Source organism: Pseudomonas sp. Tn43 (genome assembly GCF_014192635.1).
Lineage (GTDB): Bacteria > Pseudomonadota > Gammaproteobacteria > Pseudomonadales > Pseudomonadaceae > Aquipseudomonas.
Genome location: NZ_JACHYG010000015.1, coordinates 1 through 13,608, shown reverse-complemented (window position 1 = coordinate 13,608; position 13,608 = coordinate 1). Strand labels below are relative to the sequence as shown.

Genomic DNA, 13,608 nt, shown 5'->3' with positions numbered 1-13,608 from the left:
GCCTGGATCGTTCATTTTCGGGAACACATCGCCATGCAGGTCAGCAAATCGAACAAGCTCGCCAACGTCTGCTACGACATTCGCGGCCCAGTGCTCAAGCACGCCAAACGCCTGGAAGAGGAAGGCCATCGCATCCTCAAGCTGAACATCGGCAACCCGGCGCCCTTTGGTTTCGAAGCGCCGGATGAAATCCTTCAGGACGTGATCCGCAACCTGCCGACCGCCCAGGGCTACAGCGACTCCAAGGGCCTGTTCAGCGCCCGCAAGGCCGTGATGCAGTACTACCAGCAAAAACAGGTGGAAGGCGTCGGCATCGAAGACATCTACCTGGGCAACGGCGTTTCCGAGCTGATCGTGATGTCGATGCAGGCCTTGCTCAACAACGGCGACGAAGTGCTGGTGCCGGCTCCCGACTACCCGCTGTGGACCGCCGCAGTCAGCCTGTCGGGCGGTAACCCGGTGCATTATCTGTGCGACGAGCAGGCCAACTGGTGGCCAGATCTGGCCGACATCAAGGCCAAGATCACCCCAAACACCAAGGCGCTGGTGATCATCAACCCGAATAACCCGACCGGTGCGGTGTACTCGAAGGAAGTGCTGCTGGGCATGCTGGAGCTGGCCCGTCAGCACAATCTGGTGGTGTTCTCCGATGAGATCTACGACAAGATCCTTTACGACGACGCCGTGCACATCTGCACCGCCTCTCTGGCGCCGGACTTGTTGTGCCTGACCTTCAACGGTCTGTCCAAGTCCTATCGCGTGGCCGGTTTCCGTTCCGGCTGGATCGCCATTTCCGGCCCGAAACACCACGCCCAGAGCTACATCGAAGGCATCGACATGCTGGCCAACATGCGTCTGTGTGCCAACGTGCCGAGCCAGCACGCCATCCAGACCGCACTGGGCGGCTATCAAAGCATCAACGATCTGGTGCTGCCACAAGGGCGTTTGCTGGAACAGCGCAATCGTACCTGGGAACTGCTGAACGACATTCCGGGCGTAAGCTGTGTCAAGCCGATGGGCGCGCTGTATGCATTCCCGCGGATCGACCCGAAAGTCTGTCCGATCCACAACGACGAGAAATTCGTGCTCGACCTGCTACTTTCCGAAAAGCTGCTGGTGGTACAAGGCACGGCCTTCAACTGGCCATGGCCGGATCATTTCCGTGTGGTCACCTTGCCACGACTCGACGACCTGGATCAGGCGATCGGCCGGATCGGCAACTTCCTCAAATCCTATCGCCAGTAAGTGGCCAGTCACCGTGCGACGCCAATTAACGTCGCACGGTGATTAATTCAGCAACATATCTTTGCATCCTGCCCTGCATCGTCGTTTCAAGCGCTGACGGACGACACGTTTCATGCCCGCGCCTAACAACGGCGGGGCCCTGCGACGCTAATTGGCTGACAACCGTTTCCCATGTCGACGTCGGAAATACCCTTCAAGCAGCTAGACTGTTGCTGTAGGACACAGTTTGAAATAGTCACTTGGTTGAATAGCCCGGTGCAGCACCTTATATACCCCGCATCACGCTACATATTTAGCACGAGGAGATTTCTACAACCATGATGCGCATTTTGCTGTTTTTGGCCACTAACCTGGCGGTCGTGCTGATTGCCAGCATCACCCTGAGCCTTTTCGGCTTCAACGGGTTCATGGCGGCCAATGGGGTTGATCTGAACCTCAATCAGCTGCTGATTTTCTGTGCGGTCTTTGGTTTCGCCGGTTCCCTGTTCTCGCTGTTCATCTCCAAGTGGATGGCGAAAATGAGCACCAGCACCCAGATCATCAGCCAGCCGCGCACCCGGCACGAGCAATGGCTGCTGCAAACCGTCGAGCAATTGTCCCGCGAAGCCGGGATCAAGATGCCCGAGGTCGGGATTTTCCCGGCTTATGAAGCCAACGCCTTCGCCACCGGCTGGAACAAGAACGATGCACTGGTCGCGGTCAGCCAGGGCTTGCTCGAACGTTTCTCGCCGGATGAAGTGAAAGCCGTTCTGGCCCACGAAATCGGCCACGTGGCCAATGGCGACATGGTCACCCTGGCGTTGATCCAGGGCGTGGTGAACACCTTCGTGATGTTCTTCGCCCGGATCATCGGTAACTTTGTCGACAAGGTGATCTTCAAGAACGAAGAAGGCCAAGGTATCGCCTACTACGTAGCGACCATCTTCGCTGAACTGGTCCTGGGCATCCTGGCCAGCGCCATCGTCATGTGGTTCTCGCGTAAACGTGAATTCCGGGCTGATGATGCCGGTGCACGCCTGGCGGGTACCAGTGCAATGATTGGTGCCTTGCAGCGTCTGCGTGCAGAACAAGGGCTGCCGGTGCACATGCCGGACACCCTGACTGCCTTTGGCATCAACGGTGGCCTCAAACAAGGGTTCGCCCGTATGTTCATGAGCCACCCGCCGCTGGAAGAGCGTATCGACGCATTGCGTCGTCGGGGCTGACAGGCTCAGCACCAAAAGAAAAGGCCCGCAGTGAATGCGGGCCTTTTTTTGTCTTCTGGTTGGTGTGGAGTTCATCAGGGCCTCATCGCGGGCAAGCCTCGCTCCTACAGATCTTGTGTCGTTCACATAATCGGCGAATAACACAAAGCCTGTAGGAGCAAGCTTGCCCGCGAAGGGGCCGGTACAACCGCCACATACCTATCGGCTGGCAACCCGATAGACTCGCTCCTCCAGCCGCGTGACGCCTGCCTCGAGAAACTTCCAGCTCTCACCCAGGACATCCTGGTCTTCCAGAATCTTCAGCGCCCACACATCGCCGAACAACCGCTGCACTTCATCATCCAGCACGGCAAACGGCGGCCCGTCCATCTGCGCCTGGTCGTAATCCAGGGTAATCAACAGCCCCAGAGAATCCTTCGGCAGAATCCGGATCAGATGAGCCGCGTACCGCTCACGCATCGCTGGCGGCAGTGCAATCAAAGCCGCGCGGTCGTACAAACCACTGCAGTCGGCCACATCGCCTGCCGTCAACTCGAAGAAATCGCCACACCACAATTCGATTGAACCGGCACGGTAGACCTTGAAGGGCCCCTGCTCACTGACGTCCGGGTCAAATTGATGTTCAGCGAAGAAGTCCTCCACGGCTTTTTCCGACAGCTCAATCCCCAAGACCTCATGACCTTGGTGCGCCAGCCACAACAGATCCAGACTTTTCCCACACAGCGGCACCAGCACACGAGCGCCCTCTTCCAGGCCCAACGCTGGCCAGAACCGTTGCAGATGTGGATTCACTTCCGGCAGATGAAAACCGATCTGATTCGACGCCCATCGTTTGTGCCAAAACTCCGGCTGCATAATTAACCCCGAAAAATTCGATCAAAAGACCCTAAAACTTATATTAGATTTAGATCAATGATCTGACTGAAGATGGTGACATCTTACTCTCAGGAGCTCATTCATGTTCCCCAGCCTGTATATCTCTCATGGCTCCCCGATGCTAGCCCTGGAACCGGGTGCCAGCGGGTCGGCCCTCGCGCGCCTGGCCGCCGAATTGCCGAAACCTGAAGCCATTGTGATAGTTTCCGCGCACTGGGAAAGCAGCGAACTGTTGGTGAGCGGCAACCCCCGGCCTGAAACCTGGCATGATTTCGGTGGCTTTCCTCAAGCCTTGTTTGCAGTGCAATACCCGGCCCCTGGCAATCCGCAACTGGCGGCGGAGGTGGTCGAGCTGCTGAAGGCCGATGGCCTGCCGGCGCGCATCGACACCCAGCGACCGTTCGACCATGGCGTTTGGGTACCCTTGTCGTTGATGTATCCGCAGGCTGATATTCCGGTGGTGCAGGTTTCGCTCCCCACCCGTGGCGGCCCGGCCCTGCAAACCCGCGTCGGCCATGCCTTGGCCAGTCTGCGCGAGCATGGCGTGCTGTTGATCGGCTCCGGCAGCATCACCCACAATCTGCGCGAACTGGACTGGCACGCCGGCCCGGAAAGCGTCGAACCCTGGGCCAAGGCATTTCGCGACTGGATGATCGAGAAACTCGAAACGAACGACGAAGCCGCATTGCACGACTATCGTCAGCAAGCGCCGAATGCTGTGCGCAACCATCCGAGCGATGAACATCTGCTGCCGCTGTACTTCGCCCGTGCGGCTGGGGGTGAGTTCAGCGTTACGCACCAGGGTTTCACCATGGGGGCATTAGGGATGGACATTTATCGCTTTGGCTGACACTTGATCGTTCCCACGCTCTGCGTGGGAACGATCAGGCAAAAAAAATCCCCGAACCAGTCGGGGATTTTTTATGGGCGATCAATCAGCTCGAGAGCGGATCAATCTTCGCGGTAGCGACGCAGCTTCAACTGCTTACCGGCAACGCGAGTGTCTTTCAGCTTGGTCAGGAGTTTCTCCAGACCATCTTCCGGCAGCTCGACGAGGCTGAAGCTGTCACGCACCTGGATGCGACCGATGGCTTCACGGGCCAGGCCACCTTCATTCAGGATGGCGCCCAGCAGGTTCTTGGCAGCGATACCATCACGCGCACCCAGCGCGGTACGGCAACGAGCACGACCTTCGGCCAATGGAACCGGAGCGCGACGCTCGCGATCACCACGGTCCGGACGATCACCGGAACGCTCTGGACGATCGCCACGCGGTGCGTTGTTCGGCACCAGTGGACGCTCTTTCTCGATGGCGGCCAGGGTCAGCGCCTGAGCGTTGGTTGCCTTGCGCAGCAGAGCAGCGGCCAGTGCACGCGGGGTGCAACCGATGTCGGCGGTCAGGCGATCCAGCAGATCACCGTGAGTCGATTCGGCATCAGCGACCAGCGGCGACAGGCTGTTGGTCAGTTTCTTGATGCGGGCATCGAGAACGGCCTGGGCGTCCGGCAGACGAACTTCGGCAACCTTCTGACCGGTTACACGCTCGATCACTTGCAGCATGCGGCGCTCACGAGGAGTCACCAGCAGCAGTGCACGACCTTCGCGACCGGCACGGCCGGTACGGCCGATACGGTGAACGTAGGACTCAGGATCGTACGGCATATCAACGTTGAACACGTGAGTGATGCGCGGAACGTCCAGACCACGAGCGGCAACGTCGGTTGCCACAACGATGTCCAGACGGCCATCCTTGAGGGATTCGATCACGCGCTCACGCTGGTTCTGAGCAATGTCACCGTTCAGCGCAGCGGCTTTGTAGCCTTTGGCTTCCAGGGCACTGGCCAGGTCCAGGGTCGCTTGCTTGGTGCGCACGAACATGATCAGGGCGTCGAAATCTTCCACTTCCAGCAGGCTCAATACAGCCGAGGTCTTCTGGTCAGCGTGAACCAACAGGTGAGCCTGTTCGATCGCGGTAACGGTCTGAGTCTTGGTCTGGATCTTCACGTGTTGCGGATCGCGCAGATGGCGTTCGGCAATGGCACGGATCGACTGCGGCAGGGTGGCCGAGAACAATACGGTCTGACGGGTGGCTGGCAGGGCCTTGAAGATAACTTCGAGGTCGTCCATGAAACCCAGTTTGAGCATTTCATCGGCTTCGTCGAGAACCAGGTGGTTCACGGTTGCCAGAACTTTTTCGTCACGACGCAGGTGGTCGCACAGACGGCCCGGTGTGGCGACAACGATCTGCGCGCCATTACGGATTGCTTTCAGTTGTGGGCCCATAGGCGCGCCGCCGTAAACGGCCACAACGGTAACGCCCGGCATTTGCTTGGCGTAGGTTTCGAAAGCGGTTGCTACTTGCAGCGCCAACTCACGGGTTGGCGCCAGGATCAGGGCTTGCGGCTCGCGCTTAGCAGGATCGATGCGGTGCAGGATCGGCAGGGCGAACGCGGCGGTTTTACCCGTACCGGTTTGCGCCTGACCAATCATGTCGTGACCGGCCATGATGATCGGGATCGATTGCTGCTGAATAGCCGAAGGTTCTTCGTAGCCGGTCGCAATGACAGCTGCAAGAATATTCGGATTAAGATTAAAAGCGGCGAAGCCGCCGGTTTCCTGGGTCATGGGTCTGCCTCTAAGTGCATCCGCAAAGACCCATGCTCCAAAGCTGCGCATGCCGTGTAAGACTCAAGAGTCGCCCTGGCTGCTTTGTCGGCGGGGATTTGCGAAAACGAATGAATGAAAAAGATTCGTCAAGGAAGAGTCCGCTGTGCGGACGTGCAGCCGAAGCTGGCTTCGGGGAATTGCGCTACCTAAACGCGGCCCGGTTAAAGGCCGGCGCGCACTATACCGGAATTCGCCCGAAAAGGGAGCTTTTTTTATCGGAAAAAACCGGCGCATACCGTTGTGTCAGGGGCTTTGCGGATAATGGTGCGACGCTCTATTTTGCAAACGCCCGGCCCTGCTGACGATGACGCTAAAACGGTTCACTCTAGCGACGCAGACCTTCGGTCTGACACCCCCTTCCCCATCCGAGGAAATGCGCCATGAATCAGCCCAGCCCCAGTCGTGTAACCCGTGAACGACACGGTCATGTCCTGATGATCGGCCTGGATCGGGTGGCCAAACGTAATGCCTTCGACCTTGACCTGCTCAACGAACTCAGCCTGGCCTATGGCGAGTTCGAGGCCGACAGCGAGGCGCGGGTAGCGGTGGTGTTCGGTCATGGCGAGCATTTTACGGCCGGGCTCGATCTGGTCAGCGCCGGCGCGGCCCTGGCCGAAGGCTGGCAAGCGCCACCCGGTGGCTGCGACCCATGGGGCGTCCTCGCAGGCCCCCGGGTCAGCAAACCGGTGATAGTCGCGGCGCAAGGCTACTGCCTGACCGTTGGCATCGAACTGATGCTGGCCGCCGACATCAACCTGTGCGCCAGCAATACCCGTTTTGCCCAGAAGGAAGTGCAGCGCGGGATTTTCCCGTTCGGCGGCGCCACTTTGCGCCTGCATCAGGTTGCCGGCTGGGGCAATGCCATGCGCTGGCTACTCACCGGCGATGAATTCGATGCTCATGACGCCTTGCATCTGGGGTTGGTGCAAGAGGTCATGGCCAGTGAGGATTTGTTACCGCGGGCCATTGAATTGGCCGAGCGGATTGCCCGCCAGGCACCGCTGGGGGTTCAGGCGACGTTGATGTCGGCCCGGCAGGCGCGCTATGAGGGTGAAATGGTGGCAGCTCAGGCTTTGCCGGCACTGGTGAAAAAACTGCTGAACAGCGAGGATGCCAAAGAGGGTGTGCGGTCGATGATCGAAAAGCGGCCGGGGGTTTTCAAAGGCTGCTGACATTCAACATCAATTTGTGGCGAGGGGGCTTGCCCCCGTTGGGTTGCGCAGCAACCCCAAAACCATTCAACGGGTGTGTCAGGCACGCCGCGATTGCTGGTTTTACGACGGCTTCGCCGCCGAACGGGGGCAAGCCCCCTCGCCACAATGAATTCATGCGTCCATTCACGTCGCCGGCCGAATCGCCTTGATCAACGACTGCAACGAATACCCCAATCGCGGTGCCAGGCTTTCAGCGCGCGCGATCAGCCCATCCCTGTCCAGTTCCTGATCCAGCTCAGACGGCACGAGCAGAATCACGTTGCCCTCCTTCACCGGCAACTCCCAGTAATGCCGGTGATAGAGGCCGCGCAACAACGCGGCGCCCAGCGGCCGACCATCGTCGGTGGCCCACTGGTTGATCACCAGCCAGCCCCCCGGATTCAACCGCTTCTGACAGTTTTCCAGAAACCCCCAGGCCAGATGCCCGACACCCGGCCCGACATCGGTATAGAGGTCGACGAAAATCAGATCCGCCGGTTCAGCCGTTTCGAGCAACTCCAGGGCATCGCCGATGCGAATGTACAGTCGCGGATCATCATCCAGCCCGAGGTATTCGATGGCCAGGCGCGGTACATCCGGGCGCAGCTCGATGGCTTCGACGTCTTCCAGCGGCAGGAACTTGAGACAGGCTTGAGTCAGCGTGCCGGCGCCGAGCCCTAGAAACAGCGCGCTTTCCGGCTGTTCGTGGCACAGCGCGCCAATCAGCATCGCCCGGGTGTAATCGTACTCGAGCCAACTCGGATCAGCGGTGAACACACAGCTCTGTTCGATGGCATCACCGAACTCCAGGAAACGGTAATCGGCCACTTCCAGCACGCGAATCACGCCGAACTCATCCTGTACCTCGGCGAGCAGATGCTCGACGCGCTCCTCAGTCATTTCGTCTCCTGATCGTTACCGGCCCCGGCAACGCGATAAATCGCAACATAAAACGGCAAAAGCGCGATTGTCCGCGAAGCGACGGGAACAGGTCACGCACTAATTGCTGATAACATAACCGTCCGAGCGGAAAACACTAGAGACTGCAATGAGCCAACCCTGGAGCCCTGACAGCTGGCGCGCCCTGCCGATCCAGCAACAACCTCAATACCCCGACGCGGCGCATTTGCTGCACGTCGAGCAAACCCTGGCGAGCTATCCACCGCTGGTGTTTGCCGGTGAAGCCCGGGAGTTGCGTCGTCAGTTCGCCGAAGTGACCCAGGGCCGGGCGTTTCTGTTGCAGGGCGGCGACTGCGCCGAAAGCTTCGCCGAATTCTCCGCGGCGAAAATTCGTGACACGTTTAAAGTGCTGCTGCAAATGGCGATCGTCATGACCTTCGCCGCCGGTTGCCCGGTGGTCAAAGTCGGACGCATGGCCGGCCAGTTCGCCAAACCCCGTTCGGCCAACGATGAAACCATCAACGGCGTGACGCTGCCGGCCTACCGTGGCGACATCGTCAACGGCATCGGTTTCGACGAAAAAAGCCGCGTGCCGGATCCGGACCGTCTGCTGCAGTCTTATCACCAGTCCACCGCAACCCTGAACCTGCTGCGTGCCTTTGCCCAGGGCGGCTTTGCCGACCTGCATCAGGTGCACAAATGGAACCTGGATTTCATCGCCAACTCGGCGCTGGCCGAGAAGTACAGCCACCTGGCCGATCGCATCGATGAAACCCTGGCCTTCATGCGCGCCTGCGGCATGGACAGTTCGCCGCAACTGCGCGAAACCAGTTTCTTCACTGCCCATGAAGCGCTGCTACTGAACTACGAAGAAGCCTTCGTGCGTCGCGACAGCCTGACCAACGACTACTACGATTGCTCGGCCCACATGCTGTGGATCGGCGACCGGACCCGTCAACTGGACGGCGCGCATGTCGAATTCCTGCGCGGGGTGCACAATCCGATCGGCGTGAAGGTCGGCCCGAGCATGAACCCCGAAGACCTGATTCGCCTGATCGACGTACTCAACCCGGATAACGATCCGGGTCGCCTGAACCTGATTGCACGGATGGGCGCGAACAAGGTCGGCGATCACCTGCCGCAGCTGATCCGCGCGGTGCAGCGCGAGGGCAAGCAGGTGCTTTGGAGTTCCGACCCGATGCACGGCAATACCATCAAGGCCAGCAGTGGCTACAAGACCCGCGACTTCGCGCAGATTCTTGGCGAGGTGAAACAGTTCTTCCAGGTTCACGAGGCGGAAGGCAGTTATGCCGGCGGCATCCACATCGAAATGACCGGGCAGAACGTCACCGAATGCATCGGCGGCGCGCGGCCGATTACCGAGGATGGATTGTCGGATCGTTACCACACCCACTGTGACCCACGGATGAATGCCGATCAGTCGCTGGAATTGGCGTTCTTGATTGCTGAAACCCTGAAGCAGGTTCGGCGCTAAATCGCGTCGCCGCCTTCACGGGCAAGCCTCGCTCCTACAGGAATTCACGATCCCTTGCAGGAGCGAGGCTCGCCCGCGAAGGCGTCAGCTCAATCACCCTCAATCTGTGCCAATGCCTCCAGGCAGCCTGATCAAGCAAGTCGGATGAATAGTTGCCAAGACGGGAAAACAAGGGAAGGTAGTGCGATCGCACCAACGCATTGACCGAATCGATCTGCAGAATGCCCAGGCGCTCGATCAGCCGGTTGAGCTGAACCGCTTTGATCGCCGCTGGCGGCTGGCGCCCGTTGAACCCTTGGGCAGCCAGCGCCAGACACCGAGCCTGTTTGAGGAAAAAGGACAGCGTGGCGGGCATGAGCATCTCCTTGTCTGCTCGCAACCTGCCTCACCCGAAAGTGGTTTGTGTAGCGATGGCATCATCATTTATGCATCGGATCATCCCAGAACGGTCTTACCGTCTCATGCTCCACATCCGCACGGCTCACGCCGATATCCTTCAGTGCTTCGTCGCTCAAGCCCGCCAACATTTCACGTTCACGGTGAAGTTCGTACCAGCGACTAAACTTGTGCAGCAGATCGGATACCGCGTGGATTGAAAGTTTTTGTTCCGTTACATGCTCGTTGTGACCTTTCATCGTGTAGCCCTCCTTTAGGGATGGCCCAAGTCTCGCGCCAGCGCTAAGATCAATCCAACGAATGTTTCTGATGGCATACATCTCGGAGATTGATGAGTGTCCACCTACCCCAGTATCGACACCGATGTACTGCGCACCTTTGTCGCGATTGCCGATCAGGGCGGTTTTACCCGCGCCGGTGAAATGGTCAACCGCACCCAGTCGGCGGTGAGCATGCAGATGAAACGCCTGGAAGAAGACGTGCTGCAGCGCCAGCTGTTCGAACGCGACGGGCGCCAGGTCAAGCTGACCGCCGAAGGCCAGGTTTTGCTGGGCTATGCGCGGCGCATCCTCAAACTCCACAGCGAAGTCTTCAATACCCTGCGTGAGCCGCACATGGTCGGCACGGTGCGCATCGGCACGCCCGATGATTACGTCATGCGTTTTTTGCCGGGCATCCTGTCGCGCTTCGCGCAGTTCTACCCGCTGATCCAGATCGAAGTTCACTGCGAATCGACCCGGCAACTGTTGCAGCGCCAGGACCTGGACTTGTCCATCGTCACCCGCGAGCCGGGCAACGAGATCGGCCAATTGTTGCGCAAGGAGCGGTTTGTCTGGGCCGAAGCCCAGTGCTTCAGCGCCCATGAGCAAACACCGTTGCCGCTGGCGATGTTCAACAGTGATTGTTTCTGCCGCCTCTGGGCATGCAATGCCCTGGACGCCATGGGCCGCGACTACCGGATTGCCTACAACAGCTCCAGCCTGTCGGCGTTGATGGCCGTGGTCAGCGCGGGTCTGGCGATCACCGCGCAGCTGGAAAGCCTGATTACACCGGACATGCGTATCCTTGGCGCCAACGAAGACCTGCCGCTGTTGCCGGAAGCCAGCATCATGCTGATCCGCAACCTGAACAACCCTTCGCCGATCACCGAATGCCTGGCCGAGCACATCGTCGAAGGTTTCAAGCTTTAAACGCGAGCATCACCGCACAAACCACCAGAAAACCACAGAACAGCCCGCGCAGAAGCCGCTCCGGTAAGGCGTGGGCAATTCTCACGCCCCAGCTGATGCTCATCAATCCACCGACCGCCAATGGCACGCCAATCGCCCAGTCCACCTGATGATGCACCGCATAAGTTGCCAGAGTGACGCCGGTACTTGGCAACGCCAACGCCAGCGCCAGCCCCTGGGCAACCACTTGAGTGGTACCGAACAGGCTGGTCAATACCGGTGTTGCCACCACTGCCCCGCCCACTCCAAATAGTCCACCCATTGTGCCGGAAGCCGCGCCGAGCACGCCCAGCCACGGCCAGGAATAACGCATCTGCGTAGAGGCCGGTGCGTTGGTGGTGAACATTCGCATCAGGTTGTAGGCCGACAGCGCGATCAGGAAAGCGACGAAGCCCAAGCGCATGGTCTGCGCATCGATACCCACCGCCCAGATCGAACCGATCCAGGCAAAACAGAACCCCATCAAGGCCAGTGGCAGCGCATGCTGCAATTCGATGCGATTGCGCTGGTGATAGCGCCACAGCGCCAGCATCACGTTCGGCACCACCATCACCAGCGCCGTGCCTTGGGCGATCTGCTGATCGAGCCCGAACCACACGCCCAGCAGCGGAATTGCGACCAAACCGCCACCGATGCCGAACAGGCCGCCAAGGGTCCCCAAGGCCGCGCCAAAAACCAGATACAACATGAATTCAATCACGGGGCGTTTTTCCTTTTTGTGAGGCTGTTCATCCTACGCAGTCGGCTCTGGCGGGGAAACGCACAGCAACGCACAATGGCTGTGCCAATTTCGCATAAGCGCCGACGAACCATGAACCCCAATCAATTGACCGAACAACTTGGCCTGTTTCTCGATGTGCTGGAAAGTGGCAGTTTTTCCGCCGCGTCCCGCCGCCATCCCTTGACACCTTCGGCCGTGGCGCGACGCATTGATAGCTTGGAAAACGCCGTTGGCAGCCAGTTGTTCATTCGCAGCACCCACGCGGTGCGCGCGACCCCGGCCGGTCTGGCTTTTGCTGAACGTGCGCGGCGGATCGTCGCTGAACTGCGCCTGGCCCGAGCGGAAGCGGTGTCTCTTAGCAGTGCGCCGGAAGGCTTGATTCGGGTGGATGCGCCGGCAGCGTTCGGACGACGCCATCTGGCGCCGGCGATTGCCGATTTCCTGACCCTTTACCCTGGCCTGGACGTGCAATTGCACCTGATCGACAGCTTTGTCGACATGCAGGGCTTGAACCTGGGCAAAGTCGATCTGGTACTGCGTGCCGGGCAGATGGCCGATACTCGACTGGTGGCGACGCCGCTGGCGAGCATGGTGCGCATCGCCTGCGCCAGCCCCGATTACCTGCAACGCCGTGGCGTGCCCACCGACCCAGCGCAGCTGGGCGACCATGATGGCCTCGACTGGGAGGGCCTGGCTCCGCCCTTCGCCTGGCGCTTCGAGCAGAATGGGCAGATGCATTTGCACCGGCCTGCGCGAATCCGCATGAGCGCCAACAATGCCGAGGCACTGGTCTGCGGTGCATTGGCCGGGTTGGGCATCGCGCATTTACCGACGTGGCTGGCCAGCGAATATTTATTACGCGGCGAACTGCTGCCGCTGTTCTGCGAAAACGGTCTGCCAAAACCGGAAAGCACCGGCATTTACGCATTGCGCCTGGAGCAACAACCCAGTTCGCGCAGCCGCTTGTTGCTGGAGTACCTGAAGACCCGTTTCAGCCCCATTCCGCCGTGGGATCTGGCGCTGCAAACCAATCTGGATCGCCACTAGTCCAGAATTATCTGGCGCATTAAAGATTCGCCCGCTAGATTCATGACGATCACTGATCAAGGCTTTGAAATGAACACCGAGCGCAACAAACCGGACAACTGCGAAGACCTGCTGCTGGACAATCAGGTCTGCTTCGCCCTGCATTCCACCTCGCTGCTGATGACCAAGGTCTACAAGCCGCTGCTGCAAGCGCTGGGCCTGACCTATCCGCAGTATCTGGCAATGATGGTGTTGTGGGAAAAGGATGGGTTGACGGTCGGCGAAATCAGCACCCGCCTGCTGACCGATCCCGGTTCCCTCACCCCGCTGCTCAAGCGCCTGGAAGCCGAAGGCCTGCTGAGCCGCACCCGCAGCCGTGAAGACGAGCGAGTAGTGATCGTCGAATTGACCGAGCAAGGCCGTGCCCTGCGCGACAAGGCGCGGGGCATTCCCCAGTGCATCCTCGGCGCCAGCGGACAAACGCTGGAGCAGCTGAAGAAGCTGCAAGCGGATCTTCAAGCGCTGCGTAGTCATCTGCAAGACAGCCTTTAGACCGCGTAATCGTTCTTCGCGGGCAAGCCTCGCTCCTACATCTATGGTTACCCCCTTTTCTGCAATACTGTTTTTGATGCGTGTTTGGCTTGCTTTCATCTAT

At 59.4% G+C, this 13,608-nt stretch carries 13 protein-coding genes and 1 pseudogene; 8 read left to right on the top strand and 6 right to left on the bottom strand.

All coding sequences use genetic code 11. From position 1 onward, the window contains the following. Positions 1-33 precede the first annotated feature (33 nt). A complete protein-coding gene (locus FHW68_RS24630; RefSeq protein WP_038982221.1) occupies positions 34-1,245 on the top strand; it encodes a pyridoxal phosphate-dependent aminotransferase in 1,212 nt (403 codons plus the stop codon). Between the two features lie 317 nt (positions 1,246-1,562). Beyond that, on the top strand, positions 1,563-2,450 hold the full coding sequence (gene htpX / locus FHW68_RS24625; RefSeq protein WP_095634688.1) for a protease HtpX: 888 nt from the start codon (positions 1,563-1,565) through the stop codon (positions 2,448-2,450). A gap of 198 nt (positions 2,451-2,648) precedes the next feature. Here the strand turns inward: htpX and FHW68_RS24620 are convergent, their stop codons facing one another. Further along, the gene (locus FHW68_RS24620; protein WP_095634689.1) at positions 2,649-3,305 is read right to left on the bottom strand and encodes a thiopurine S-methyltransferase; all 657 of its coding nucleotides are present in this window, start codon (positions 3,303-3,305) and stop codon (positions 2,649-2,651) included. Between the two features lie 103 nt (positions 3,306-3,408). Here FHW68_RS24620 and FHW68_RS24615 point away from each other — a divergent pair, with 103 nt between their 5' ends. Continuing rightward, entirely contained in the window at positions 3,409-4,176 is a 768-nt protein-coding gene (locus FHW68_RS24615; RefSeq protein ID WP_183683538.1) for a class III extradiol ring-cleavage dioxygenase, read from the top strand. Positions 4,177-4,277: 101 nt separating this feature from the next. Here FHW68_RS24615 and FHW68_RS24610 read toward each other — a convergent pair whose 3' ends face one another. Further along, complete coding sequence (locus FHW68_RS24610; RefSeq protein WP_007899905.1) at positions 4,278-5,951, bottom strand: DEAD/DEAH box helicase; 1,674 nt, start codon at positions 5,949-5,951, stop codon at positions 4,278-4,280. 422 nt (positions 5,952-6,373) lie between these two features. Between FHW68_RS24610 and FHW68_RS24605 the strand changes: the two genes are divergently transcribed. Beyond that, entirely contained in the window at positions 6,374-7,165 is a 792-nt protein-coding gene (locus tag FHW68_RS24605) for a crotonase/enoyl-CoA hydratase family protein (protein ID WP_095634691.1), read from the top strand. Between the two features lie 165 nt (positions 7,166-7,330). Here FHW68_RS24605 and FHW68_RS24600 read toward each other — a convergent pair whose 3' ends face one another. Beyond that, the gene (locus FHW68_RS24600) at positions 7,331-8,086 is read right to left on the bottom strand and encodes a spermidine synthase (RefSeq protein WP_183683536.1); all 756 of its coding nucleotides are present in this window, start codon (positions 8,084-8,086) and stop codon (positions 7,331-7,333) included. A 148-nt stretch (positions 8,087-8,234) separates the two neighbouring features. Here FHW68_RS24600 and FHW68_RS24595 point away from each other — a divergent pair, with 148 nt between their 5' ends. Continuing rightward, positions 8,235-9,581: a class II 3-deoxy-7-phosphoheptulonate synthase gene (locus FHW68_RS24595; protein WP_007899909.1), complete on the top strand. Its 1,347-nt coding sequence runs from the start codon at positions 8,235-8,237 to the stop codon at positions 9,579-9,581. Between the two features lie 58 nt (positions 9,582-9,639). Here FHW68_RS24595 and FHW68_RS24590 read toward each other — a convergent pair. Further along, positions 9,640-9,936: pseudogene (locus FHW68_RS24590) on the bottom strand (DNA glycosylase AlkZ-like family protein); the annotation flags it as partial. Positions 9,937-10,000: 64 nt separating this feature from the next. After that, complete coding sequence (locus FHW68_RS24585; protein ID WP_095634693.1) at positions 10,001-10,216, bottom strand: DUF1127 domain-containing protein; 216 nt, start codon at positions 10,214-10,216, stop codon at positions 10,001-10,003. A gap of 96 nt (positions 10,217-10,312) precedes the next feature. On the opposite strand from FHW68_RS24585, the gene FHW68_RS24580 reads away from it, so the two are divergent. Beyond that, positions 10,313-11,167, top strand: a complete 855-nt coding sequence (locus tag FHW68_RS24580; protein WP_183683534.1) for a LysR substrate-binding domain-containing protein — start codon at positions 10,313-10,315, stop codon at positions 11,165-11,167. Here FHW68_RS24580 and FHW68_RS24575 read toward each other — a convergent pair. After that, positions 11,157-11,906 (bottom strand): sulfite exporter TauE/SafE family protein, encoded by a 750-nt coding sequence (locus FHW68_RS24575; protein ID WP_095634695.1) that lies wholly within the window; start codon positions 11,904-11,906, stop codon positions 11,157-11,159. The two genes, FHW68_RS24580 and FHW68_RS24575, sit on opposite strands and share 11 nt — an antisense overlap. Positions 11,907-12,017: 111 nt before the next feature. Here FHW68_RS24575 and FHW68_RS24570 point away from each other — a divergent pair, with 111 nt between their 5' ends. Both FHW68_RS24570 and FHW68_RS24565 read left to right on the top strand, forming a co-directional pair. Beyond that, the gene (locus FHW68_RS24570; RefSeq protein ID WP_183683532.1) at positions 12,018-12,974 is read left to right on the top strand and encodes a LysR family transcriptional regulator; all 957 of its coding nucleotides are present in this window, start codon (positions 12,018-12,020) and stop codon (positions 12,972-12,974) included. 69 nt (positions 12,975-13,043) lie between these two features. Further along, positions 13,044-13,505 (top strand): MarR family winged helix-turn-helix transcriptional regulator, encoded by a 462-nt coding sequence (locus FHW68_RS24565; RefSeq protein ID WP_095634730.1) that lies wholly within the window; start codon positions 13,044-13,046, stop codon positions 13,503-13,505. The last annotated feature ends 103 nt before the right edge of the window (positions 13,506-13,608 follow it).